The sequence below is a fragment of the Pseudarthrobacter sp. Y6 genome (assembly GCF_050156205.1).
Classification (GTDB): Bacteria; Actinomycetota; Actinomycetes; order Actinomycetales; family Micrococcaceae; genus Arthrobacter.
Genome location: NZ_CP189574.1, coordinates 591,069 through 613,675, shown reverse-complemented (window position 1 = coordinate 613,675; position 22,607 = coordinate 591,069). Strand labels below are relative to the sequence as shown.

The 22,607-nt window shown below is 65.6% G+C and carries 25 protein-coding genes and 1 pseudogene; 11 read left to right on the top strand and 15 right to left on the bottom strand.

What is annotated here, in order from left to right; translation table 11 throughout:
- The first annotated feature begins 47 nt into the window (after positions 1-47).
- Positions 48-449: a winged helix-turn-helix transcriptional regulator gene (locus ACQCSW_RS02985; protein WP_426989433.1), complete on the top strand. Its 402-nt coding sequence runs from the start codon at positions 48-50 to the stop codon at positions 447-449.
- 321 nt (positions 450-770) lie between these two features.
- Positions 771-971 (top strand): hypothetical protein, encoded by a 201-nt coding sequence (locus ACQCSW_RS02980; RefSeq protein ID WP_426989432.1) that lies wholly within the window; start codon positions 771-773, stop codon positions 969-971.
- 14 nt (positions 972-985) lie between these two features.
- Here ACQCSW_RS02980 and ACQCSW_RS02975 read toward each other — a convergent pair whose 3' ends face one another.
- Together ACQCSW_RS02975 and ACQCSW_RS02970 are read right to left on the bottom strand one after the other, a co-directional pair.
- Positions 986-1,735, bottom strand: coding sequence for a 3-hydroxybutyrate dehydrogenase (locus ACQCSW_RS02975; protein ID WP_426989431.1), 750 nt, complete (start codon positions 1,733-1,735; stop codon positions 986-988).
- A gap of 70 nt (positions 1,736-1,805) precedes the next feature.
- The gene (locus ACQCSW_RS02970) at positions 1,806-3,188 is read right to left on the bottom strand and encodes an MFS transporter (protein ID WP_426989430.1); all 1,383 of its coding nucleotides are present in this window, start codon (positions 3,186-3,188) and stop codon (positions 1,806-1,808) included.
- A gap of 129 nt (positions 3,189-3,317) precedes the next feature.
- On the opposite strand from ACQCSW_RS02970, the gene ACQCSW_RS02965 reads away from it, so the two are divergent.
- Positions 3,318-4,301 carry a LysR family transcriptional regulator gene (locus tag ACQCSW_RS02965; protein ID WP_426989429.1) on the top strand — a complete coding sequence of 328 codons (984 nt, stop codon included), beginning with the start codon at positions 3,318-3,320 and terminating at the stop codon, positions 4,299-4,301.
- Between the two features lie 10 nt (positions 4,302-4,311).
- Here the strand turns inward: ACQCSW_RS02965 and ACQCSW_RS02960 are convergent, their stop codons facing one another.
- A complete protein-coding gene (locus tag ACQCSW_RS02960; RefSeq protein ID WP_426989428.1) occupies positions 4,312-5,277 on the bottom strand; it encodes a spermidine synthase in 966 nt (321 codons plus the stop codon).
- A gap of 117 nt (positions 5,278-5,394) precedes the next feature.
- Positions 5,395-5,991, bottom strand: coding sequence for a hypothetical protein (locus tag ACQCSW_RS02955; RefSeq protein ID WP_426989427.1), 597 nt, complete (start codon positions 5,989-5,991; stop codon positions 5,395-5,397).
- A 202-nt stretch (positions 5,992-6,193) separates the two neighbouring features.
- On the opposite strand from ACQCSW_RS02955, the gene ACQCSW_RS02950 reads away from it, so the two are divergent.
- From ACQCSW_RS02950 to ACQCSW_RS02935, 4 genes and pseudogenes are all read left to right on the top strand, one after another.
- Positions 6,194-7,222 carry a hypothetical protein gene (locus ACQCSW_RS02950; protein WP_426989426.1) on the top strand — a complete coding sequence of 343 codons (1,029 nt, stop codon included), beginning with the start codon at positions 6,194-6,196 and terminating at the stop codon, positions 7,220-7,222.
- Positions 7,222-7,653 carry a phage holin family protein gene (locus tag ACQCSW_RS02945; RefSeq protein ID WP_426989425.1) on the top strand — a complete coding sequence of 144 codons (432 nt, stop codon included), beginning with the start codon at positions 7,222-7,224 and terminating at the stop codon, positions 7,651-7,653. Before ACQCSW_RS02950 ends, ACQCSW_RS02945 begins: the two co-directional genes overlap by 1 nt.
- Positions 7,650-8,257 (top strand): annotated as a pseudogene (locus ACQCSW_RS02940) (DUF3618 domain-containing protein). The gene ACQCSW_RS02945 and the pseudogene ACQCSW_RS02940 overlap by 4 nt, the downstream one beginning before the upstream one ends.
- A 93-nt stretch (positions 8,258-8,350) precedes the next feature.
- Positions 8,351-9,463: a YihY/virulence factor BrkB family protein gene (locus ACQCSW_RS02935; RefSeq protein ID WP_426989424.1), complete on the top strand. Its 1,113-nt coding sequence runs from the start codon at positions 8,351-8,353 to the stop codon at positions 9,461-9,463.
- A gap of 196 nt (positions 9,464-9,659) precedes the next feature.
- On the opposite strand, the gene ACQCSW_RS02930 is transcribed toward ACQCSW_RS02935, so the two are convergent.
- From ACQCSW_RS02930 to ACQCSW_RS02920, 3 genes are all read right to left on the bottom strand, one after another.
- A complete protein-coding gene (locus ACQCSW_RS02930) occupies positions 9,660-9,881 on the bottom strand; it encodes a hypothetical protein (RefSeq protein WP_426989423.1) in 222 nt (73 codons plus the stop codon).
- A gap of 166 nt (positions 9,882-10,047) precedes the next feature.
- Positions 10,048-10,725, bottom strand: coding sequence for an O-methyltransferase (locus ACQCSW_RS02925; RefSeq protein ID WP_111907405.1), 678 nt, complete (start codon positions 10,723-10,725; stop codon positions 10,048-10,050).
- 56 nt (positions 10,726-10,781) lie between these two features.
- Complete coding sequence (locus ACQCSW_RS02920; RefSeq protein WP_426989422.1) at positions 10,782-11,105, bottom strand: thiamine-binding protein; 324 nt, start codon at positions 11,103-11,105, stop codon at positions 10,782-10,784.
- A gap of 120 nt (positions 11,106-11,225) precedes the next feature.
- Between ACQCSW_RS02920 and ACQCSW_RS02915 the strand changes: the two genes are divergently transcribed.
- Together ACQCSW_RS02915 and ACQCSW_RS02910 are read left to right on the top strand one after the other, a co-directional pair.
- Positions 11,226-11,861, top strand: coding sequence for a TetR/AcrR family transcriptional regulator (locus tag ACQCSW_RS02915; protein WP_426989421.1), 636 nt, complete (start codon positions 11,226-11,228; stop codon positions 11,859-11,861).
- 166 nt (positions 11,862-12,027) lie between these two features.
- Positions 12,028-12,246 (top strand): hypothetical protein, encoded by a 219-nt coding sequence (locus tag ACQCSW_RS02910; protein WP_354250003.1) that lies wholly within the window; start codon positions 12,028-12,030, stop codon positions 12,244-12,246.
- A 59-nt stretch (positions 12,247-12,305) separates the two neighbouring features.
- Here ACQCSW_RS02910 and ACQCSW_RS02905 read toward each other — a convergent pair whose 3' ends face one another.
- From ACQCSW_RS02905 to ACQCSW_RS02885, 5 genes are all read right to left on the bottom strand, one after another.
- Positions 12,306-12,659 (bottom strand): hypothetical protein, encoded by a 354-nt coding sequence (locus ACQCSW_RS02905; protein ID WP_426989420.1) that lies wholly within the window; start codon positions 12,657-12,659, stop codon positions 12,306-12,308.
- Positions 12,660-13,086: 427 nt separating this feature from the next.
- A complete protein-coding gene (locus tag ACQCSW_RS02900; protein ID WP_426989419.1) occupies positions 13,087-13,398 on the bottom strand; it encodes an AzlD domain-containing protein in 312 nt (103 codons plus the stop codon).
- Positions 13,395-14,222, bottom strand: coding sequence for an AzlC family ABC transporter permease (locus tag ACQCSW_RS02895; RefSeq protein ID WP_426989418.1), 828 nt, complete (start codon positions 14,220-14,222; stop codon positions 13,395-13,397). The genes ACQCSW_RS02900 and ACQCSW_RS02895 overlap by 4 nt, the downstream gene beginning before the upstream one ends.
- A complete protein-coding gene (locus ACQCSW_RS02890; protein ID WP_354250007.1) occupies positions 14,183-14,671 on the bottom strand; it encodes a hypothetical protein in 489 nt (162 codons plus the stop codon). The genes ACQCSW_RS02895 and ACQCSW_RS02890 overlap by 40 nt, the downstream gene beginning before the upstream one ends.
- A 47-nt stretch (positions 14,672-14,718) precedes the next feature.
- A complete protein-coding gene (locus tag ACQCSW_RS02885; RefSeq protein WP_426989417.1) occupies positions 14,719-15,627 on the bottom strand; it encodes a glycerophosphodiester phosphodiesterase in 909 nt (302 codons plus the stop codon).
- A 50-nt stretch (positions 15,628-15,677) separates the two neighbouring features.
- Here ACQCSW_RS02885 and ACQCSW_RS02880 point away from each other — a divergent pair, with 50 nt between their 5' ends.
- Entirely contained in the window at positions 15,678-17,027 is a 1,350-nt protein-coding gene (locus ACQCSW_RS02880) for a DUF445 domain-containing protein (RefSeq protein WP_426989416.1), read from the top strand.
- Between the two features lie 91 nt (positions 17,028-17,118).
- Here ACQCSW_RS02880 and ACQCSW_RS02875 read toward each other — a convergent pair whose 3' ends face one another.
- Positions 17,119-17,868 (bottom strand): LamB/YcsF family protein, encoded by a 750-nt coding sequence (locus tag ACQCSW_RS02875; protein ID WP_426989415.1) that lies wholly within the window; start codon positions 17,866-17,868, stop codon positions 17,119-17,121.
- A complete protein-coding gene (locus ACQCSW_RS02870; RefSeq protein WP_426989414.1) occupies positions 17,858-18,661 on the bottom strand; it encodes a hypothetical protein in 804 nt (267 codons plus the stop codon). Before ACQCSW_RS02870 ends, ACQCSW_RS02875 begins: the two co-directional genes overlap by 11 nt.
- A 153-nt stretch (positions 18,662-18,814) precedes the next feature.
- Here ACQCSW_RS02870 and ACQCSW_RS02865 point away from each other — a divergent pair, with 153 nt between their 5' ends.
- A complete protein-coding gene (locus tag ACQCSW_RS02865) occupies positions 18,815-20,164 on the top strand; it encodes an MFS transporter (RefSeq protein ID WP_426989413.1) in 1,350 nt (449 codons plus the stop codon).
- A gap of 48 nt (positions 20,165-20,212) precedes the next feature.
- On the opposite strand, the gene ACQCSW_RS02860 is transcribed toward ACQCSW_RS02865, so the two are convergent.
- Positions 20,213-22,546, bottom strand: a complete 2,334-nt coding sequence (locus ACQCSW_RS02860; RefSeq protein WP_426989412.1) for a glycoside hydrolase family 65 protein — start codon at positions 22,544-22,546, stop codon at positions 20,213-20,215.
- Positions 22,547-22,607: the final 61 nt, after the last annotated feature.

Sequence of the window (22,607 nt, the reverse complement as noted above, 5' to 3'; positions counted from 1 at the left end):
AGTACGCACTTTTAGGTAAGGTACTCACCTTTTGGTAAGTTATGGATATGGACGCAACTGTATGGCCCGCCAGCCTGCCGGAAGGTCTCCGGGCACACCTGCCGGAAGGATTGGCCGACGGCGTGTTCCCGGCCGGGTGCCCCAGCCGCACCGTCCTGGACCACATCACCAGCAAGTGGGGAGTGCTGATCCTGCTGGCACTCTCGGAAGGTGAGCAGCGCTGGAGCGAACTCCGGCGCCGCGCAGAGGGAATCAGCGAAAAAATGCTGGCGCAGACCCTCAAGACCCTGGAGCGCGACGGCCTGGTGCTGCGGAAGGCCCAGCCGGTCATCCCGCCCCGCGTTGACTACAGCCTGACGCAACGCGGCTATGAACTATCCGGCCTGCTGGTTCCCCTGGTCACCTGGGCTTACAACAACGCTGACGACATCCTCAACGGCCAGCGCTGATTTCGGCCCGCCCTGATTCACTGCCAACGATGATCCCCGGACAGTGCTGACCGGGAATCCCCTAAGTAGGACTCCTCCGCGAAGACGAGTACCTGTTACTGGTGTGACTGGTGTGAATAGCGCCTAGCGTAAATGTAAGGTGCCAGCCAGGAATTGGAGGACCATCCTCTGCTGGGAGCGTTCCGGCAACCGCACCGACAGTGAGCGGACGAGCGCCGCGCTGAAGGAGTTGTACCGATGGTCAACGCTGCCCGTAATCCGGCCCAACACGAACCTCACCACGACCGCCGAGACGAAGCCGGCGCGAGACAACCGCGCCTTATGGCAAGGGCCTGGAACCGTGTCCGCACGGCGCCAGGCCCAGCAAGCCCCTACAAAATCGGTGACGCCGTGGTGGGAGACGATCCCTTCAGCGGCCGGCACGAGGGCACGGTGGTCTCTCGGACCACCGCCTTTGTTGGTGTGGGAACCGCAGAGGGCGTTGTCTACTACGATCCCCGCCAGGTCAGACGGCAGGAGTAGGCAATCCGCCCGGCCTACCGCGCCGACCAGCCGCCGTCCATTGTGTAACTGGACCCGGTGACCATGCCGGCGTGATCGGACGCCAGCCAGACAACCAGGGAGGCAACTTCCTCCGGTTCCACCAGGCGTTTCACGGCGGACTCGGTGAGCATCACCTTGGCCAGGACCTCGGACTCGGGGATGCCGTGCACTTTGGCCTGGTCTGCGATCTGCTTTTCGACGAGCGGGGTCCGGACATAGCCCGGGTTGATGCAGTTGGATGTGACTCCGTGCTCCCCGCCTTCGAGCGCCGTCACCTTGCTGAGCCCTTCCAGGCCGTGCTTGGCGGAAACGTACGCGCTCTTGAACGGGGAGGCCCGGATGCCGTGCACGGATGACACGTTGATGATGCGGCCGAAGCCGTTGGCGTACATGTGCGGCAGCGCGGCCCGGATCAGCAGGAACGGGGCTTCGAGCATGAGCGCGATGATCCGGCGGAAATCCGACGGATCGAACGCTTCGATGGGGCTGATGCGCTGGATCCCGGCGTTGTTCACCAGGATGTCGCAGTCCAGGCTCACGCTGGCCAGCGCGTCCACGTCCAGCAGGTCAACGGCCCAGGCGGTGCCGCCCACTTCATCGGCGAGTGCGGCAGCGCCGGCGGAGTCGACGTCGGCAACCACCACTTTTGCCCCGCGGGCGGCGAGCTCCCGGACACAGGCAGCACCAATCCCGCTGGCGCCGCCGGTCACCAGGGCCTTGCGGCCGTTCAGCGTGTTTTCCATTGCACTTCCCATCGTTTGCCTAGTCCTCAGTAGCTCAAGCGGCTCAAGCGGCTCAAGAGGCTCAAGCGGCTCAGCGTGAGCCGGTCGGGAGCAGTCCCTCGCGGGCGGCGTCGGCCTTGTCCACGTCCTCCAGCGCGATGCCCTTGGTTTCCGTCAGGCTCAGCACCGCCACCGTAGTGATAGCGCACGCAACCACGAGGTAGATGGCGGTGGGCAGCCAGGAACCGGTGTCCTTGAGCCACTGGATGGCCAGCAGCGGCGCAAGCGAACCGGCAAAGATCGAGGTGACCTGCGAGCCCAGCGATACACCCGAGTACCGCATCCGGGTGGGAAAGAGCTCGGCCATGATGGCAGGCTGGCCGGCATACATAAAGGCGTGCAGGCACAGGCCGACGGTCACGGCCAGGACAATCACGACGGCGTTGCGGGTGTCGAACATGGGGAAGGCGAAGAACGGCCAGGCCGCACCGCAGATGGCGCCGATGAGGTAGACCGGCTTCCGTCCCACCTTGTCCACGAGCCGCCCCACCTGCGGGATGACCAGGAAGTGGATGACGTGGGCGATCAGGAGTGCCAGCAGGAGCGAAGACGTGTCGTACTTGTGCACACTCTTGAGGTAGACGATCGCGAAGCTGACCACCAGGTAGTACATGATGTTCTCCGCGAAGCGCAGCCCCATGGCCTGCAGGATGCCCTTAGGGTATTTGCGGACCACTTCGAAGACGCCGTGGCTGACGGCCTGTTCCTTCTCCACCAAGGCCTTGGCCTCCAGGAAGATGGGCGCCTCGGTGACGTGGGTGCGGATGTAGTAGCCAACGAAGACAATCACGGCGGAGAGCCAGAATGCCACACGCCAGCCCCAGCCGAGGAACGCCTCGGGGCTCAGGGTGGTGGACATGATGAACAGGACCAGTGTTGCCAGGAGGTTGCCCACCGGCACGGCGGCCTGCGGCCAGCTGGACCAGAATCCGCGGGATTTGTTGGGGCTGTGTTCGGCAACCAGTAGCACCGCGCCGCCCCATTCGCCGCCGAGCGCGAAGCCCTGGATGAAGCGGAGGGCCACCAGCAGCGCCGGAGCCAGGTAGCCGATGTCAGCGAAGCCCGGGAGGCAGCCCATGAGGAACGTGGCCACACCGACGATCACGATGGTCAGCTGCAGCGTGGGCTTGCGGCCCAGTTTGTCGCCGATCTGGCCGAAGACGATGCCGCCGAGGGGGCGCGCCACGAAACCCACCGCGTAGGTGAGGAACGCCTGGATGATGCCGTCCAGCTCGTTGCCGGTGGCGGGGAAGAAGTACTTCCCGAAGACCAGGGTGGCGGCGGTGGCGTAGAGGAAGAATTCGTACCATTCCACTACCGTGCCCACCATCGAGGCGGCCACAATCTTCTTCAGTCCGGATCCCTTGGGTGCGGATCCGGCGGCATTGTCTGCCGAGCGCTGCTCTACGCTCATGAGTTTCTCCTTAGTGTCCACTGTGACACGCGCTGTGATCCACAGCACTAATGGCTCCACTGAGTATTACTGCACAAACATGCGCCTACAATGACCAATCCAGCACCAGGTGTGTGCACAATTGCAGATATGAAGGCGAATCCCGATGACCTCCTGGTCCTGCTCGAGGTATCACGCTCCGCAAAATTTACGACGGCGGCGCAAGCGTTGGGGCTGAACCACACCACCGTTTCGCGTCGGATAACCGCCTTGGAGAAGGCGCTCGGCGGCCGCGTCCTGGCCCGGGCGGCCGGCGGCTGGGAACTGACCGAGCTAGGTACGGAGGCTGTCCGGGTCGCCGAACTGGTGGAGGCCGCGGTGAGTGCGCTGGGACCGGCAGGCCAGGCACCTGACCCGATTACCGGCGTCGTACGCATGACGGCGACTGACGACTTCAGCGCCTACATCGCCGCACCAGCAGTGGCGCGGCTGCGCCGGAAACACCCGGGACTGAGCGTGGAAGTGGTGACCATGACCCGGCGCGCACTGCAGCAGCGCTCGGGCCTGGACATCGAAGTGGTGGTGGGCGAACCGCAGGTCCACCGGGCCGAAGCCGTCCAACTGGGCGAATACATGTTGGGGATGTATGCCTCGCGTGCCTACCTCGCCGAGAACGGGACGCCGGCGAGCGTTGCTGAGCTGACGGAGCACCCGCTGGTGTACTTTGTGGATTCGATGCTGCAGGTGGACGACCTGGACGCACCCCGGCGGCTGGTGCCGGCCATGCGCGAGGGGCTCACCTCCACCAACGTGTTTGTCCATGTGGAGGCCACCCGTGCCGGCGCGGGCATCGGATTCCTGCCGTGCTTCATGGGCGACCTGCACAACGACCTGGTCCGGCTGCTCCCCGATGACTTCGCCGAATTGCTCCCTTATTGGATGGTGCTGCGGCCGGATTCGATGCGCCGCCCCGCCGTGGCCGCCGTTGTGCAGGCATTGCGCGACCAGACGGCGGCGCACCGCGATGCCCTGCTGGGCAGGGCCCAGACTCCATCGATTGCTCCCCACCGGCCCTCTAACCTCACAAGTTCGGCCAGGGAACCCCGCCGGCGTGGACCCAAACCAGCCTCATAAAAAAGGGCTCCTACGGAGCAACCGACGGGGCGGCCGGGTCGTGACGCGCCGGGTCGTGACGCACCGGGGAGTTTGCGGCGAAGGCGCGCACCTGGGCGTCGTTCCAGATGTGGGCCGGGACGGCACCGCCCAGGAGCCGGCGGGCCAGCTGAGGGTCTCCGTCCAGCGGGGTGTCGCTGCCGGCCATCACCATGTTGCCGTAGCGTCGGCCCTTCAGCATGGAGGGGTCGGCGATGATGACGGTGTGTGCGAACGCGGCGGCAATAGTGGCGGCGTCTTCGCGAGCATTCAACAGGCTCGGGGCGTCGCCTGAGTTCACCACATAGATACCGCCCGGTGACAGGACCCGCTTGATGTGGTCATTGAACTCGGCGGTGGTGAGCGGCCGCGGCGTGAGCGAACCGGCAAACACGTCGCGGATGATGAAGTCGCGGCTGTCCGGCGTGAGCGTCTCGGTGACCTCGCGGGCCTCCCCCACGCGCAGTCGCAGCAGCGGCGCCTTGGGCAGGTCGAACCAGCCGCGGACATACTCGGCCAGTTTGCCGTCGAGTTCCACCACCACCTGCCGGGCGTCCGGATAGGCGGTGTGGAAGTACCGGGCCAGGGAACAGGCCCCGCCGCCCAGATGCAGCCCGCGCAGCCGCTCGGTCCCGCCCGCGGCGGGCGCGACCGCCTTGGCCCCGCCCTTTCCGGACTTCGGCGGCCAACGTGACTCAATTAGCGCCGCCATCCAGCGCATGTACTCAAAATCGAGGAATAACGGATCCGCGAGGTCGATGTGGGAGCTCATGACGCCGTTGATCTTCAGGAGCCACCCGTTGGAGTTGTCCTGGTCCGCAATGAGCTCGCAGTCGCCGGTATCAACGTAGTAGACGCCCTCAACCGGGCCATCAGGACGGGTTCCCTTGGGCACCTCGATGACACCCGCCGTCGGGCGCTGGCTGTTCCGGCCGCCTGACTTGCCGCGCTTTGCCATTACCCGTGTGCCGCTTCAGTCATGGATCAACCCTAGTTGTACACCCCAAATCGGCCCTCCTCCATGGCAGGCCATCAGCTTCGGGCGTTTGGCAGGGGTCCGACCAGGACGTACAGGCTAAATGCCGGAGCGCGGCGTGTCGCGATCGGCCCGCTCGCGACGCCTCCGCAGTTCCTCGGCCTGCGCAGGATCGGTGTGCGCATCGGCATCAGGGTAACCGTCACCATCGCCGTCGACGTCGCCACGGGACCGCACCCCTCCGGGCTGCGTTTCACCCGGGCGGGCTTCAGCTTGGCGTGCATCCAGGCGAGCATCCCGATCTGCACCCAGGCCTGCATCCGCATCCCGGCCCATATCCTCGCGCACGTCCGGGTCTATCGCGTTGGCCTTTTCGGTCTGCCTGGCTACCTCGTCACGGAGAGATCTCGCATCGCCGGCCTTCTGCTCGGCTTCCTGCTTCAGCCGTGCGGCATCGACCTGCGCCTGCTCCGCGTCAGCACGGGCGCGGCTCGCCCGGGCTTCCTTCTCACTCGCATCGAGCTCCACCTCCTCCGCCTTCCGGCGCATTTCGGCGGCTTTTTCGCGGTTCGATTCGTCCCGCTTCTGCTCAAGTGCCTGACGGCGACGCCCGGTCACCAGGAACACGACAAGAAGGACCACCACAACAATGCCAACTACCACCCAAACCCACGGTGCCACGTCCAAGCTACCCACCACTTTCCATTTCGCTGCGACCGGACACCGCAGCGCCGGACCGGCCGGCCGGCGCCACGGGACCGCTTGACATCAGTTACCTCGTCCGAAAATTAATTAGCAAGGGTACTTATGTTCCATTAGTAACCGTGCTTACTATTTTACGGCCAACATAGCTGATTCTTGATCAGCAACCGGCCTTCTTTGGAAAGAGAGAGCGAAGATGACAGAGAACCAAAGGCCCGAGGACTCGGCATTTACGGCTCCCCCGGGCGTTCCCAGCACCACAGGAGAACCCGGCATCACAGGAGAACGCAGCGCCAGCACGTTTCCCGCAACCGCAGCAACAAGCGCAGCCCCACCCGCAACCGCAGCGCCGCAGACGGGGGATGCCCTTGGCGCCTCCCGCACGGACGCTGTCAAGGAAGTGGCAGCAGACGTTGCGCGGACCGCGGCGGATTCGGCCCAGAGCGTGGCTGAATCCGCCAAGACCGAAGCGGCCAACGTCACATCCGAGGCGAAGGCTAATGCCAAGGATCTCCTTTATCAGGCGCGGAGCGACCTCACCGAGCAGGCTGGCGCCCAGCAGCAGAAGGTAGCCAATGGCCTCCGGTCACTTTCGGACGAACTGCACGCCATGGCGCGGGCGTCAGACCAGCCCGGAGTGGCCACAGACCTGGCCCGCCATGCCGCGGAGCGTTCCTCCTCCGTTGCCGCCTGGCTGGACGGCCGCGACCCCGGATCGCTCCTGAACGAAGTCAAGAGCTTCGCCAAGCAGCGGCCCGGGACTTTCCTGCTCCTGGCCGCTGGCGCCGGGGTCCTCGCCGGGCGGCTCAGCCGCAGCCTGAGCGCAGGCGCACCGGAGTCCGACACGACCAGGGCCGGCGGCCAATACGACGCGACCGGGCAATACGGCACCGGTGGCCAGTACGACGGCACCGGCGGTCAATCCGGCGCTGGCCCGGCCGGCTATACACCGTCGGGCGGTGGCACTGTCCCGCCGCCGCCGGTACAGTTGCCCGGCCCGGCCACCACCACGGCAGGGTTCGACGGCGGTGCGCGGGGGAGCAGCTACGGTGATCCTTCGCGTCCCGCCAGTCCCTTGGACAGCCCCCAACTCGCGGAACAGCCCTCCTCCGGGGACCGACTCGCCGACGATCCCCTGGGTGAACGGGACCTCGCCGACGATCCAATGGCCAACGCCCCCCTGACCCGGGACCGCTCGGCGGACGGTCAGACTGGCAGGCTGTGATGAGCAGCCAGATACCGGGGCCTCCCCCCTCAGCTGCGCACGCGAAGGCGGACAACACGTCGTTGGGTGACCTGCTCGGTGAGGTGACTCGCGACCTGTCTACTTTGATGCGCCAGGAAGTGGAGCTTGCCAAGGCCGAACTGAAGGAATCCGCCAGCAAGGCAGGCAGGGGCGGTGGCATGCTTGCCGGCGCCGGCGTAGCTGGCCACTTCTTGCTGCTGTTCCTGTCGATCGCACTCTGGGTCGCGTTGGGCGAGCTGATGGGACTCGGCTGGTCCGCCGTCGTCGTCGCAGTCCTCTGGGGCGCCATCGCCGCAGTACTGGCGTCCGTGGGCCGCAAAGAGCTCAAAGCAGTCAAGGGCATGCCCCAAACCGCTGAAACACTCCAGGAAATTCCCCCAACCCTAAAACCCGGTGAGGTAAAACGATGAGCGACAACCCGGACGATATCCGTTCAGATATTGAAGCAACCCGCGCCCGTCTGGGCACCAACGTGGACGCAGTGGCGGACAAAGTGACACCTTCGAACATCGTCCACCGCCAGACAGACAAGGTGAAAGACGCCGTCTTCGGAGTGAAGGAGAGAGTCATGGGAACAGCCGACGACGTTACCAACCGCGTGCACAGCGGAGTCCACGCCCGGACTGATAGTGCCGGCAATGCACTCAGCGATGCAGGCGCCGCCATTGGTGACGCTCCGCACCAGGTGAAGGCCAAAACGCAGGGTAATCCGATGGCTGCAGGCCTGATCGCGTTCGGGGCCGGCCTGCTCCTGTCCTCACTGATCCCTGCCAGCGAGAAGGAACGCGAAGCAGCAGATGCCCTCAAGACCGCGGCTGAACCGTTGACCACCGAGCTGACCGAGGCCGCGAAGGACATGGCCGAGGGGTTGAAGGAACCGGCACGGAAGCCATGGAAAACGTCAAGGCTACGGCAACCGATGCCGCCGAGCATGTCAAGGCCAAAGGGCAGGTTGCCGCTGCCGATGTCAAGGACCGTGCCGCTGACGCCAAGGACCACGTCCAGAACACGTAACGGCGCCGACGTCCCGCCAGCACCACGAAACAGGCCGCCCCCCCCTTTCCCTGGTGGGCCGGCCTGTCCATTACCAACCCGAGAGGACACCCCATGGCCGCTCTAGACTCATCCGAAACCAGCACTGCCAAGGCGGACCAAGCACCGGCGCCCGACGACTCGCGGAAACCGGACAGCCCTACCGATGTCACCAAGCCTTCCTGGAAGTACATAGCCAAAAAGACCCTTAGGGAGTTCAGCAAGGACCAGTGCCCGGACCTGGCTGCTGCCCTGACGTATTACGCCGTGCTGTCCTTGTTTCCTGCAATGCTCGCGCTCGTTTCTCTGATCGGCCTTTTTGGGGACCCGGAGAAAACAACCACTGCCCTGCTGGAGATCGTGCGGGGCTTCGCCCCTTCTGAGACGGTGAATACCGTTAGCGGCCCAGTTGAGGAGTTAGCTACCGCACCGGCGGCCGGGTTTACTCTGGTCATTGGCCTTGCAACCGCCCTCTGGTCCGCCTCGGGGTACGTTGGTGCTTTCGGTCGGGCAATGAACCGGATTTACGAGATCGATGAGGGCCGCCTTTTCGCCAAGCTGCGCGGGACCATGCTGGCCGTTACGCTCCTCGCCGTAGTCATCGTGGCCCTCCTGGCGGGCATGCTGGTGCTCAGCGGACCGGTGGCCGAGGCAGTCGGCGGTCTCATCGGGCTCGGCGGTGCGTTCCTCACCATCTGGAACATCGCCAAGTGGCCAGTGATGGTGGCGCTCATCATCTTCATCATCGCTGTGCTCTACTACGCCACGCCCAACGTCAAGCAACCGAAGTTCAAATGGATGAGCCTTGGCTCCGGGATAGCTTTGTTCATCTTCCTGCTGGCTTCGCTGGGGTTCGGCTTCTATGTGGCCAACTTTGGCAATTACAACAAGACCTACGGCGCGCTCGGCGGTGTGATCATCATGCTGCTCTGGCTATGGATCCTGAACATGTCGCTGCTGTTCGGGGCAGAGTTCGACGCCGAGATGGAGCGCGGACGCCAGCTCCAGGCCGGGATCGAGGCCGAAGAGACCATCCAGCTGCCGCCGCGGGACACCAAGAAAAGCGAGAAGATGCAGGAGCAGGAAAAGGACGACATCCGGCGCGGCCGCGACCTGCGTGAACGCCACCGGAGCGGCGCGGATCAGGCCGAACCGGACGCGCAGCCGGACAGGGCCAGGCGGGACTAGGCAGGGCCCGCCACTTGGAGGAAAATCAATATCAGCAGATTCCTTCAGGCTTCCCGGGTCTTCGTGTCCCGGGTGTCAGGCGGGGTCGGCGGCGAGGTGGCCTCTTCTGAGACCGAGGCCAGTCCCCCCAGTCGTCGTCGGCCCCCTCATTTTGTTCGCTTCTCAGCGTGCATGTGGTTCCATCGTTCGTGCTTGCTCAGCGTTCGAACGCAACGGCGGACTCCATGCCAAGGGCCAGCAGATAGGCGCCGAATCCCTGCGGCGCCCGGGCCTCGGTCCGCCCTGAGGTCAGGACGCGGACGGTGTCCGTGGACGTAATTCGATACCCGTACCGACGCAGCCGTGCGGCCAGCGCCCGGTCCTCCTGTGAGCGCTGACGGGGAAATCCACCAGCATGCAGGTAAGCCGAGGCCCGCACCCCGAAATTCGGACCATACACATGGGACCATCTGAAGGTTGCTAGCAAGGGTGGGTGACGCTTTCATCGTGTTCCTCCACTGCAGGCGGTTCCGGACGGGACATCGGCCGAACAGTCATCCTAAGCATACTTAGCAATATTCGGGATGAACGGGTGCGGTCAGCACTCAGCGGACGCGCGCCAAGGCGAACCCGTCCCAGCCTTTGGACCCGACAGTCTGGATCACGGTGGCGTCGAGCTGAGGATGTTGGCCCAGCACTTCCAGGGCGCTGATGATTCCGGGGGCGTTGACCTGGTCGATGGAAGGATCCAGGACCGCGCCCTCCCACACGGCGTTGTCCAGGACCACCACTGTTCCCGGCCTGCCCAGGCGCACGGCCCACTCGAGGTACGCTGCGTCGTTTTCCTTGTCCGCATCGATGAACACAAAATCGAACGGTTCCTGGCCCTCCGCCTGCAGCGCGGCCAATGTGTCCAGGGCAGCGCCCACCCGGACCTCAACCATGTCCGCCAACCCCGCTGCCTCCACATTCGCCTTGGCGATGTCCGCATGTTTGGCGAGATATTCGCACGTCACCAGCCGGCCGCCGTCGGGCAGTCCCTGCGCCATCCAGATGGTGCTGAACCCGGCCAGCGTACCGATCTCCAGCACCCGTCGGGCGCCGGACAGCTGGACCAGGAGCTTAAGCAGCTTGCCGGCGTTGGGCGTCACTTCAATGGGTGGCATGCCGGCGTCGACGGCGGAGCGCACCGCCTGCTTGAGCGCACTATCGGGATGCACCACGGTAGTCGTGAGGAAGTCTTCCACGGCCAGCCACCCTGGCTGGGTCTTGTGCTCAAACATGGCCACAGTCTGGCATGCAGGCAAGCGCCGGTCTAGGAGTCGGCGCAGAAACCAGTCTAGGAACCGTCTGCGAGGTCCTCTTCGAGGCGGTCCACCTTGGCGCTGAGCTCGCCCTTATAACCGGGCCGGATGTCTGCCTTGATGACCAGTGAGACGCGGCTGCCAAACTCTCCCACAGCTTCGGTGGCGCGCTTAACGACGTCGAACACCTCGTCCCATTCGCCCTCGATGGTGGTGAACATTGAGTCCGTCCGGTTGGGCAGGCCCGACTCCCGGACGATCCGCACGGCGGCCGCAACGGCGTCGTGCACGGAAGCGTCGGTGGGACGAGATCCCCCGGCGGGAGTACCGGACGGGGCGACTGAAAATGCAAGCAACATAGGGCAAGTCTGTCATGCAGCCCACCATGAAACGGGTTTGGCGAGGCTGGTGAAGCGTCACATAGCCGGCTACCCTCCGGTAACCATGATGGCTGCCTGCGGCATTGCTAACCTGAACGAATGAGCATTGCTGTCGTCCGCAAGCCACTACGCGCAGACGCTGCCCGGAACGTGGATAAGATCATCCTGGCCGCGCGCCAGTGCTTCCGCGAGCATGGTCCCGAGGTACCCCTCCAGACCATCGCACTAACGGCAGGCGTTGGCCCGGCCACCCTGTTCCGGAACTTCGCCGACAAGGAGGAGCTGGTCCTGGCCGCCCTCAACCGGCAGCTCCGCGAGACCGTGGACCCCGTCATGGCGGACGCGTTGGCTGACATCGACGCAACTGCGGGACTGCTGCGCGTCCTCGAAGCCATCATGGCCGCGGCCAGCGCTGATGCCAACCTGCTGGGCGCCGTTGCGGGCCGCCGCGAACTCCTCACCGGCATCACCGGCTCACTGATGGATTCCATGAGTATCCTGCTAGGCCGTGGCCAAGGTCAAGGCACCCTACGTTCCGATATTTCCATGACTGACATGTTCCGACTGCTCGCGATGCTGATCGGCGTCGTGGACACCATGGAGCCAGGTTCCGATGCCTGGCGCCGCCCCTTGGCACTGGTCGAGGACGCCATCCGCACTGAACGGCCCCACCGCCCGTTGCCTGCGCATGTGCCGCTGCCCGCCCCGCAACTACAGGGTCCACAGTTCACCTGACACCGCGCGCCTGAGCACGCGCCCCCAAGCCGACGCGGGCGCCCATTGTCGGTGTCCAAAACCTTGGATTAGACTCGAATAGGGTTACGCAGCCAGCCTCTGAATCTTCAGAGGGAGCTTTAATGAAACTCGTCCGGCGCAGCCAATCCAACACCATCACCCTCCGATGAACCACACGGATTTGTCCCGGGTCATCCACGACCCCCGCGGCCCGGAGGAGATCCTTCCTTCGCTGGCAGCGGAGGAATTGGCTAACCTGTTAGACGCCCTCTACCAAAACCTCGACACTCCCGCCCCGGAATTCGGTGCGCAGGCGTGGTACGAGCTAGCCGTCGAAGAAAGCGCCCGCCGGACCGGGTCGCCAGAGGATGAGCAAACGGCCTGACCGGCATACGCCCCAAACCCCGAGGGTGGCACTGCAGAGCCGACGATGATGAACCCCAGTCAGCCGCCGTTGCCCTCGGGGTCTTGTTCTTGGGCCCGGGATTCCTGGGGCTGGGGTTCTTCGGGCGGGGTTTCCTGGCGCCCGGCGCTGTCTTTCCCATTCGCCTTGCTGGGCTCCTGGCCGTGCTTGTGAGTCTCATGATCGTAGTGGTGAGGCACGTGCTCCTTGGCCTCCAACAGGTGCTGCTGCAGCTTCTCCTCCGCGTCGCGGCGACGGCGGGAAGTATCCCGCAGTTCCCGCGTCGATTCGGAGACACTGGTGTCGTACGCCGGCCGCGGCTTCGGGTCCGAACCCTGGGGGTTACCGGTGCCGCTGTCCGGGTCGGGTGCGTTGGGTTCAGGCTGATCATTCATCTAAGTGGCTCCTTTAGGCGTTGCAAAACCGCATCACGCCGACATTCTTCCGGCCTTCAATCGTCCGGTTCCGTTTCCCGGTTTCGGAGTTCGGCCCGTAACGCCGCGTGCAGAACGGTGATATTCGCGTCATGGCTGACGTCCAGAGCCAGCCTTATGCGCTCGGAGAGAAAATCCAGGTCCTCTGGCGGCAGGTCGGCCAGGGACCGGAACCGCGTAAAGAAGCGCTTGACCGGTAGCCCTGCTCGCCATCCGTCAGATGCCTGACGGCGGGCTTTGCCGGTTCTTGAACCGGCCGGGCGCAGTCTTATTTCCATGGTCAGCGCTCTCACGAGAGTCCACGGCCAACTGCATAGCCAGCCCAATGCTACAGCGCATGTGAGCCGCACCACCAGTGGTGCGGCTCCGGTTTTCACCGGAGGGGCCGTCAGTTCCATCCGATGAGCCGCAGCAGGGCTGCGGCACCGGCGCCCACCACAACTACCACCAGGAAGGGCGCCCGGCAAGCCAAAGCGACGGCGGCGGCGCCGAGGGCACCCAGCCGCGCGTCGGCGGCCAGCGTCTGGCCGGACGCCACAGTGTTGACAATGGTCAGGGATGCCAGAAGTCCGATGGTCATGGTGCCGGCAATACGCGACATCCGGGGGTCCTTCAGCAGCGTTGCCGGGACGAAATAGCCCACCAGCTTCCAGGCGTAGGCAAGGACGCACGCCAGCAACAACCAGATCCAGAGATTCATGTGCCCGCCTTCCCTGCCCGCCCGTGGCCCTCCCCGTGCAAGTCCCGATGCGTGTCCCTGTTTTTGTCCCGGCCCCCGTGGTGCCTGTCGTAAGGATCCACGTCCGGTTCCAGGCCTTCGTCACTGCGTCCGTGGCTGAACCAGCCGATCAGCGCAGCCACCACGGCGGCGATCAGGATGGGCACGCCCGCGGGAACGAACGGCACGGCAAGTACCGTGGCCAGGGCGCACACCACGGCAATCGCGGCCGGCTCCCGGCCCTTGAGGCGCGGCCACAGCAGGGCCAGGAATGCGGCCACGGCGGCACCGTCCAGGCCCCACTGTTTGGGATCGCCCAATCCGCTTCCTGCGAGGGCCCCCACGGCGGTGAAGAGGTTCCAGAGTATGTAGATGCCAATGCCTGCCGTCCAGAAACCACGGCGTTGCTCATCAGGATCAGTCTGCCCGCTGCTGGTGGCCGTCGACTCGTCAATGGTGACCTGCGCGGCGACATACCGCCGCCAGCCCGTCGGATGCAGGAGGGCGTTGAGCTGCATGCCGTAGATCCCGTTCCGCATGCCCAACAGCGTGGCCGCGCTCATGGCCGCAATACCGGAGCCGCCACCCGCCACCACACCGATGAACGCGAACTGGGAACCGCCGCTGAAGAGCAGCAGGCTGAGAGCCATGGTCTGCCAGAAATCAAGTCCTGAAGTGACGGACAGCGCGCCGAAGGAAACCCCGTAGAGGCCGGTGGCGATACTGATGGAAAGGCCCACGCGCACGGCCGGGGACTCGAGCAGCTTCACCGCCTTGGTCCCGGTTTCCGCAGGCTCCAGGCCCATAGGACCAGCGGCAGCTGAAGCGGCAACCTGACAGTATGCACCTTGCGCTGCGCCGGGGAACCGGCGGGGCCATAGGCGCGGCGAAGGGCGTCCACGTGGCCGGCCAGGAATACCGTGAACATTGCCGTCACGGCGGTGGCAGTTGCCCGCCGCGTCACCGGGATCAGTAGTCCGACGGCGGCACCCGCCTCCAGCAGTCCGCTCACCGCAATCCATTCCTCCCGTGACATCACCGCCAGGGGCCGCTTGCCGCCGTCGGGCGTTGGTGCTTCGCGCCCCTCCGGCGACTCGCCGCCAGCACTTGGCGTCTCCCTGCAAAGATAATCAGGGACCACTTGTTCGAAGAACCGTGGCTCGCGGAAGTGCTTCATGGCGCTGGTCATCAGCAGCGCGCTCATGGCCGCCGCGGAGACTGTTTGGGTGGCCCGGGGGGACCAGCGAAAAGGCATGTGTCCACTCAATCACAGCGCTGCCCCCGGGGACGAACAGCACCGGCTTAGGACGGCAGCTGGACCTGTTGCCCGCTCGATTGGAGCTGCGCCAGCACCCTGGCCGGTTTGTTCGTGGTGATCTCGTGGATCCCCAGCCCTTGGCAGAGCGCCACATCCCGCTCCGAATCCACGGTCCACACGCGGAAGCGGCGGCCGGATTCCAGCCAGCGCTGAACGGTCCGGGCGTGCTCGCGGACGTACATGATTCCCGGCCCCGCGAGTCCCACCTCGCACTCGTCCAGGATGCGTTCGCCTTCCTGCTGCGCGGCCTTCATCACGTTGGCGAGTGCGCCGCCCGCCAAGGGGCCGAGGCTCAGTTCGTCGCGGAGTTCGTCGACGTCGATGTCGTCTACCAACTGGCAGATGCATTCCGCCGGCACGCTCCGGAGCAGATGCTTCACCGAATCGGGGCTGAAGCTCATGAAGGTCACCCGGACGTTGTCCACCGTGGAGATTCCGGCGTCCCAGCCTTCGGCCCGGAGCACGTCCAGCACACGGTCTTCCAGTTTCAGCTGGTAGGGACTTGGATGCTTGAGCTCTATTGCCAGTCCGATCGGCCGGCCAGCGCCACGCAGGATGTTCAGGAGTTCCGGCAAGGTGAGGAACTGCTCAGACCGGGCGCCGTATTTTTCCGGGATCCGGGTGCCTTTCCAGGACGAAAAGTCCAGCAGCCGCAACTCCGCCAGCGTACGGTCCGCCACGGGGCCGGTTCCGTCCGAGGTCCGGTCAAGGTTGGCGTCATGGAGCAGCACGGCGTGTTGGTCCCGAGTGAGGTGGACGTCGCATTCCACCCCGTCCGCGCCATCCGCTATCGCCTGCAGGTAAGCGGCGCGCGTGTGCTCGGCAAATGCCGCGCTGGCGCCCCGGTGGGCAAACACCAGTGGCCGTTCCGGCACAGACTCCTCGAATGTCATGAGGACACGCTAGCGGACGCGGCCCGGCGGCGCGGGGCTAGGCTGGGCACATGCAGGTGAACTCTGAGCCAACTACCCGCCAGTCCCCGCCCGGGCCCGCAGGTCCCGAGCCGCTGTCCCCCAAGGCGGGGGCCGCCGTCGTCGGTCATCAGCTCAGCGCCGGGGACGCCGAAAAGGCGGCAGCGCTGCGGAAAATGAAGCTTCTGGCGCTGGGACTCCTGATTGCCATGGCGGTCGTTTTTGTGTTCGCGTTCGCGCTGCAGAAGGAGTATCCGTGGCTGCAGTACGTCCGCGCCGCGGCTGAGGGCGGCATGGTGGGCGCGCTGGCCGACTGGTTCGCTGTCACCGCGCTGTTCAAGTACCCCATGGGCATCAAGATCCCGCACACGGCCATTATCCCGCGCCGCAAGGACCAGATCGGGGCGTCGCTGGGTGAGTTTGTGGAGACGAACTTCCTGTCGGAGCAAGTGGTTCAGGACAAGCTGGCCAGCGTAAACGTCGCCCGGAAGGCCGGGCAGTGGCTCGCCGGGCCGGGTGGCGCCGAGCGTGTGGCGAAGGAGGGTGCCGCCGTCATCCGCGGTGCATTCAAGGTTTTGAACGACGACGACGTCCAGGCTGTCATCGAGGGAATGGTGCGTAAGCACCTGCTGGCCCCGCCGTGGGGACCGCCCGTAGGCCGGATGGCCGAACGGATTTTTGCCGACGGGCACCACCACAAATTGGTGGACCTGCTGGTGGACCGCGCCGCGGACTGGGTGGACGACAACCACGAGACCATCAGCCGGCTGGTGTCGGACCGCTCCCCCACCTGGGTCCCGCAGTTCGTGGACGGGCTGGTGGGCGACAAGGTGTACGTCGAGATCCTCAAGTTCACGCGCGCCGTGCAGTCCGATCCCAACCACCAGGTGCGGCAGCAGATCGACAAGTACCTGAACGACCTCGCGCAGGACCTTCAGCACGATCCCGCGATGATCGCCCGGGCCGAGGACATCAAGGCACAGGTTCTGGGAGATCCGGAGGTCCGCGAGTTGGCCTCCCGCACCTGGGGAACTATGAAGAGCGCCCTGCTCAGCGCCGTCGACGATCCGGACAGCGAACTGACGGTTCGGTTCAAGGCGGCAGTGCGCGATTTCGGCTCACGCCTGGTCAACGACGCCGAACTGGCCGGCAAGGTCAACGCCTGGATCGGCGACGCCGCCGGCTACCTGATGCGCACCTACCGCTCCGACATCGCTGGAGTGATCACCGATACCGTGGCCCGCTGGGATGCCGAGGAAACGTCGCAGAAGATCGAACTCCAGGTGGGCAAGGACCTGCAGTTCATCCGGATCAACGGCACCGTGGTGGGCTCACTGGCCGGGCTGGTCATCTTCAGCGCGGCGCACCTGGTCTTCGGTTAGCCCGGCCCTTCCAAAGCAACGCGGGGTCACTTACGGCCCATGTTGGCGCTCCGCATGGGCCGTAAGTGACCCCGCGTTGCAGTGGATGGGGCTACGCGAACGACTCCGGCTGTACGCCTGCCGCTTCGAGCCCGGCACGAACACCGGCGGCCATCTCCACAGCCCCGGGGGTGTCGCCATGGATGCACAGAGAATCGGGCCTGACCTGAACCACCGTTCCGTCCACTGCCACAACTTCGCCCTTCGTCGCGAGCCGCACGGCGCGCTCAACGATCGACTCGACGTCGTGCAGGACAGCACCCTCCTGGGAGCGCGGCACCAAGGTCCCGTCTGCCTGGTAAGCGCGGTCCACAAAGGCCTCAACAAAAACCGGGTGGCCAGCTTCCTTGGCCTGGATCAGCAGCTGCGAGCCCGGGAGTCCGAGGATCGGCAGGCCGGGGTCGTAGGCCTGGATGGCGGCAACCACGGCGGAGGCCTGCTCGGCGTCGTGAACCAGGCGGTTATATAGGGCGCCATGCGGCTTGACGTAGTCAACGGAGGCACCGACGGCGTGCGCCACGCCGTCGAGCGCGCCCAACTGGTAGAGCACGTCGCCGAAAAGCTCGTCGAAGGACATGTCCAGCGACCGGCGGCCGAAGCCAGCCAGGTCCCGGTATCCCACGTGCGCGCCGACGGTCACATCAAGCTCGAAGGCGGCTCGGCAGCTGTCCAGCATGGTGATGGGATCCCCCGCATGGAAGCCACAGGCCACGTTCGCGCTGGTCACCAGCCGGAACATAGCGGCGTCGTCCCCCATGTTCCACGAGCCGAACGATTCGCCGAGGTCAGCGTTAAGATCCAAGGTTGTTGCCTTCCAGAGTAAGTTTGTCCGGTTCCGCCGCCGTGGCCATGAGCTCCCCTGGGACAGTGTCCGGCATGGGGCCAAAAGCTTCCTTGGCGTTAGCCACCACGGCGCGGCCCATTATGAGGTTACCCGCACCGCCTACCACTGCGCCGATGCCAAACGGAAGCGCCCGGCCAAGAAACGCCGTTCCTTGGCGCTTGAGCAGATTCTTGAGGAAGGCCTTCTGGATCTTGTTCCGAATGGCCCCGAACCCCGAGGGCATGGACTTGGTCAGCGCGTTTCCCCACGCCTGCGTGGCGCTGGCTCCCTTGCCCATGGCCTGGCCGCTCAGGGTTCCCAGCAGGGCGGTGCCCTCTTCGCCCAGCATGATGGCCATCACCATGGTGCTGGCCTTTTCCGGGTTGGTCAGCCGGATGCCATGAAGTTCCGCCAGCGAGGTGGCATAAAGTGCCGTGGCTTCGAGGAAGCCAACGGTCGCCGCGGCGGAGAGTCCCAGGGAGGCCACGGTTCCGACGCCGGGTACAACGGCAGTAGCCCCGACCATCGCACCGCCGCCTGTCACCGCCCGCAGGTAGTCGCGCTCCAGGATCTCCGCGAGCTTGGCGGAGCTGGCGCGCGGGTGTTTGCGTTGCAGCCGCCGGACGTAAGCGAGTACCAGCGGCCGCTGGATTTCGACTGCCCGGAGGAGCACGTTGTGGACTCCGGGTTTCGGCTTGCCGTCGGCGTCGAACACCGCGTTATGGGCGGTCTCCTGTGCGATACGTACTGCGGCATTGCTGCGCTTGGCCATGGTCACCTCTGCTTCTGTACTGCTTGTGTCCGCTGGCAGTTTTGGCTGCGGCCCTGCCTTAACACTAAGGGTGCTTAAGACTAAGCGTTCCCGGCCCCAACCGAACCACGCCTTTGAGTTCCGCCGAAATCCAGCCGAGCCTAGACTTGCCCCATGCCCACACTCCAAGCCCTGCGGCCCTTTGCGCACCGCGAGTACCGGGTCCTCATCGCGGCGCTGGCCATCTCCATTTTCGGATCGGGAATGTGGGCCGTCGCCATGGTTTACCAGGTGATCCATCTTGGCGGCGGCCCACTGGAACTGTCCCTGGTGGCCACTGCCGGCAGCATCGGCCTGGTGGCGTTTGTGCTTGCGGGCGGGATCGCCGCTGACCGCGTGCCGCAGCGGCTCCTCATCATTTCCGTCGAAGGTGCCAACCTGGCCGTTATCGCGGCGATCAGCGGGCTGGCCATGGCAGGGTGGTTGCAGCTGTGGCATCTCGCCGTGGGCAGCTTTGTGCTGGGCGTGGGCGCCGCGTTCTTCTTTCCCGCCTACTCCGCGATCCTGCCGCGGATCCTGCCGCCCGAGGACCTGCTGGCCGCGAACGGCATGGAGGGGACCATGCGCCCCATCCTCCAGCAGGCGGCCGGACCCGCCGTCGCGGGCGTGGTGGTGGCGGCGCTCTCGCCGTCGCATGCCGTGACCGGGGTGGCCACCTGCCACCTGCTGGCGTTCATCGTCCTGAACTTCCTGGGGCGCCATGCCCTGGCGGCGCCCGCGAACGGTGCCGACGGCGGGGCTCACGGCGGGAGCACGACGGCCGGGGCAGACGCCGACGTCACCGCAACGGGCGCCGCGAAACCGTCCTTCTTCCACGACCTCAGCGAGGGCATCAGCTACACCGTCCGTACGCCGTGGCTGCTATGGACCCTGCTGTGGGCCTGCGTTTCGGTGCTGTTCCTGATCGGCCCCATCGAAGTGCTGATGCCATTCGTGGTCCGCGACCAGCTCGGCGGCGACTCTCGGATGTTCGGCTTCCTGCTTGCAGTTATGGGCGTGGGCGGGGCCATCGGCTCGCTCGCGACCGCGTCCCTGAAACTGCCGCGCCGCTACCTCACGGTCATGATGGTGTCCTGGGGTGCGGGCAGCCTGCCACTGGCCGCCGTCGGCATTCTAGACAGCTTCTGGACCGTGGCCGCCGCGATGTTTGTCTTCGGCGCCACGGGCAGCGTGGGCATGGTCATCTGGGGAACCCTGCTGCAACGACGCGTGCCCAGCCATCTGCTGGGCCGCGTCTCCAGCCTCGACTTCTTTGTGTCCCTCGCCCTGATGCCGGTCTCCATGGCACTGGCGGGACCGGCCGCCCAGGTGTTCCCCATCTGGGCGATCTTCCTCTTCGCCGGCGGCGTCTGCCCTGTCTTGGCGGTGATCGCCATGATCGCCGCCAAGATGGCCGCCGACGAACTGGCCCACCCGCTGGACCAGCCAGTTGAAGTGGAACGCACGACGGCGGCAGAAGACTGACGCCGCCCCTTCACCTGAGGCACACAGTCACCCCCGGGCGCAGGAGCCTCACCTCACAATGGGGAGGCTCGCCGTCGGGGGTCCGCTGGGGAAGACAGTACGTTCCGGAACCTCAAAGGGATCCAGGGCAACCCGGACCGGGTCCGCGCCGACGCTGTGCACGTGGCCGCGGACATCCACGTCCAGCGGCCCGCCGCTGCGGACGCTGAGCGTGAGTGCACCGGCGTCGAGCTCCACCAGCAGCAGCCGGCCCTGGATCTTCAGGTGGAAGGACAGTGCCTCCCACTCCGCCGGGAGCCGCGGATCGAAGAACGGCAGGTGGCCCTGGTCCCGGAGCCCGGCAAAGCCGGAGACCAGCGAGCTCCAGACACCCCCGGCGGAGGCGATGTGCACGCCGTCGATGGTGTTGCCATGGGTGTCGTCCAGGTCGATGAAAACGGCGTTCGTGAAGTGCTCCAAGGCAGCTTCGGGGTGCCCCACCTCGGCAGCCATGATGCCCTGCACGCAGGCGGACAGAGTGGAATCGCCGGTGGTGATGGGGTCGTAGAAATCGAATGCGCGGCGCTTTTCATCAGCGGAGAAATCCTGCCATTGCAGGAACATGGCCAGCACAGTGTCTGCCTGCTTGAGCACCTGGTGCCGGTAGATCACCAGCGGGTGGAAGTTCAGCAGCAGCGGGTACTTGGACCGCGGAGTGGTCCAGTCCCACGTCTCCAGGGTCATGAAGTCGTTGTCCTGCGAATAGACCTGCAGGTCATCGTCGAAGGGCAGCTGCATGCGGTTCGCGGCCTGCTCCCACAGTTCGCGTTCGGCGCCGTCGATCTCCGGATGGTCCAGCGCGGCGGCGGCGCGCAGGTTAAACCTGGCCATCACGTTGGTGTAGAGGTTGTCGTTCACAACCGCGGTGTATTCGTCCGGTCCGGTGACGCCGTGGATGTGGAAGAGCCCGTCCTTGCCGAAGAATCCCAGAGAGCTCCACATGCGGGCGGTTTCGATCAGGAGTTCGGCGCCCATACCCTCGCGGAAGGTTTCGTCGCCGCTGGCCCACAGGTAGCGGTTGGTGGCGAAGGCGATGGCGGCCGCGATGTGGAACTGCGCCGTGCCTGCTGCGTAGTAGGCGCTGGCTTCAAGGCCGTTGATGGTGCGCCACGGGAAGAGTGCGCCCTCCACGCTGAGCTCCTTCGCCCGGATCTTGGCGGCCGGCAGCATGTCGTGCCGGAACTCCAGGACCTGGCGGGCGCCGTCGGGGTTCGTGTAGGTGAGGTAGGGCAGGAGGTAGACCTCCTGGTCCCAGAAATAGTGCCCCTCATAGCCTGAGCCCGTGACGCCCTTCGCGGGGATGCCTGCGATGTCCGCCCGCGCGGTGGCCTGCGCCAACTGGAACAGGTTCCAACGGATGGCCTGCTGGAGTTCGGGCTGGCCGCCCACCACGATGTCCGAGGTGGCCCAGTACGCGCTGTAGTGCTCGCGGCTCTCGGTGAAGATGTCCTCCACAGTCCGGAGCCCGGCTTCGGCGGCCTCCGCCGCGTCCCGCGCCGAGTCCTGGACGCCGCGGCCCGCTGCATAGCTGACGCTCTTTTCCAGCCGGAACGGCTCGTCAGCGCGGACGGCCAAGACGTACCGGACGCTGCTGTCATCTTCGCCTGCCACGGTCTCGAACGGCTGGTGGCCGGCCGAGGTCCAGTGGTCCACGGCGATTCCCACGCGCTGCCCGGATTCCGCCGCTTCCCAGGAGAGACGGAGCGAGCCGTCGCCGCCGTCGGTCCTTACCGGCAGCAGGACCCGGCCTGCGTGCCGGCCTGCCCGGCGCGGGTCATGCGCCGAGTGGTCCTCCACAGGCTGGTCCTGGCGGTTGATGACGGACGACGTCACGTCGGCGGAGACCTCGCGGTCCGAAGCTACTTCCAGCGAGATGCCCAGGCTGCCGCGCGAAGCGAAGCCCACGGCGCGGCGTTCGGTGGTGGTCACCGTGGCACCGGACCGGCACAGCCAGGTGATGCGGCATTCGTAGATGCCGGTGGCGAAGTCAACGGAGCGGCGGTAGTCCAGGACGGCCGATTCGGCGAGGGTGAGGCTCTCGCCGTCGATGATCACCGTGAAGTTGTTCGCATCCGGGATGTAGATGATCCGCTGTCCCGTACGGGCGAATCCGAATGCGTTCTCCGCATGCTTGATATCCCAGATCTCGTGCAGGCCGTTGATGAAGCTGCCCGGAAGGTCGGCGTCCGCGGCCGCCCAGTGGGCGCCGCGGATACCCAGATGCCCGTTGCCGAGGGCAAAGAGCGTTTCCAGCGTGCCCGCGCTGCCCGGCTGGTGGTGTGTTTCCACAAGCTGCCAGGGGGTGTTGGGGAACCGTTCACGGTCCGCGGTAATAAGAGCCATGGTGTTGGGATCCTTTGGCGTTGTGCGGGGCGGGGAGGTGCTTCGCGTCTGAGGCCGGGGA

Coding starts and splice junctions, on each gene's coding strand:
- ACQCSW_RS02975 (WP_426989431.1), bottom strand. CDS start 1,735: ATGGAAAACACGCTGAACGGCCGCAAGGCCCTGGTGACCGGCGGCGCC.
- ACQCSW_RS02890 (WP_354250007.1), bottom strand. CDS start 14,671: ATGCCTTTTCGCTGGTCCCCCCGGGCCACCCAAACAGTCTCCGCGGCG.
- ACQCSW_RS02895 (WP_426989418.1), bottom strand. CDS start 14,222: ATGGGCCTGGAGCCTGCGGAAACCGGGACCAAGGCGGTGAAGCTGCTC.
- ACQCSW_RS02945 (WP_426989425.1), top strand. CDS start 7,222: ATGAGCAGCCAGATACCGGGGCCTCCCCCCTCAGCTGCGCACGCGAAG.
- ACQCSW_RS02925 (WP_111907405.1), bottom strand. CDS start 10,725: ATGTTTGAGCACAAGACCCAGCCAGGGTGGCTGGCCGTGGAAGACTTC.
- ACQCSW_RS02885 (WP_426989417.1), bottom strand. CDS start 15,627: ATGACATTCGAGGAGTCTGTGCCGGAACGGCCACTGGTGTTTGCCCAC.
- ACQCSW_RS02985 (WP_426989433.1), top strand. CDS start 48: ATGGACGCAACTGTATGGCCCGCCAGCCTGCCGGAAGGTCTCCGGGCA.
- ACQCSW_RS02920 (WP_426989422.1), bottom strand. CDS start 11,105: ATGTTGCTTGCATTTTCAGTCGCCCCGTCCGGTACTCCCGCCGGGGGA.
- ACQCSW_RS02950 (WP_426989426.1), top strand. CDS start 6,194: ATGACAGAGAACCAAAGGCCCGAGGACTCGGCATTTACGGCTCCCCCG.
- ACQCSW_RS02860 (WP_426989412.1), bottom strand. CDS start 22,546: ATGGCTCTTATTACCGCGGACCGTGAACGGTTCCCCAACACCCCCTGG.
- ACQCSW_RS02980 (WP_426989432.1), top strand. CDS start 771: ATGGCAAGGGCCTGGAACCGTGTCCGCACGGCGCCAGGCCCAGCAAGC.
- ACQCSW_RS02915 (WP_426989421.1), top strand. CDS start 11,226: ATGAGCATTGCTGTCGTCCGCAAGCCACTACGCGCAGACGCTGCCCGG.
- ACQCSW_RS02905 (WP_426989420.1), bottom strand. CDS start 12,659: ATGAATGATCAGCCTGAACCCAACGCACCCGACCCGGACAGCGGCACC.
- ACQCSW_RS02900 (WP_426989419.1), bottom strand. CDS start 13,398: ATGAATCTCTGGATCTGGTTGTTGCTGGCGTGCGTCCTTGCCTACGCC.
- ACQCSW_RS02965 (WP_426989429.1), top strand. CDS start 3,318: ATGAAGGCGAATCCCGATGACCTCCTGGTCCTGCTCGAGGTATCACGC.
- ACQCSW_RS02865 (WP_426989413.1), top strand. CDS start 18,815: ATGCCCACACTCCAAGCCCTGCGGCCCTTTGCGCACCGCGAGTACCGG.
- ACQCSW_RS02935 (WP_426989424.1), top strand. CDS start 8,351: ATGGCCGCTCTAGACTCATCCGAAACCAGCACTGCCAAGGCGGACCAA.
- ACQCSW_RS02970 (WP_426989430.1), bottom strand. CDS start 3,188: ATGAGCGTAGAGCAGCGCTCGGCAGACAATGCCGCCGGATCCGCACCC.
- ACQCSW_RS02880 (WP_426989416.1), top strand. CDS start 15,678: ATGCAGGTGAACTCTGAGCCAACTACCCGCCAGTCCCCGCCCGGGCCC.
- ACQCSW_RS02870 (WP_426989414.1), bottom strand. CDS start 18,661: ATGGCCAAGCGCAGCAATGCCGCAGTACGTATCGCACAGGAGACCGCC.
- ACQCSW_RS02910 (WP_354250003.1), top strand. CDS start 12,028: ATGAACCACACGGATTTGTCCCGGGTCATCCACGACCCCCGCGGCCCG.
- ACQCSW_RS02960 (WP_426989428.1), bottom strand. CDS start 5,277: ATGGCAAAGCGCGGCAAGTCAGGCGGCCGGAACAGCCAGCGCCCGACG.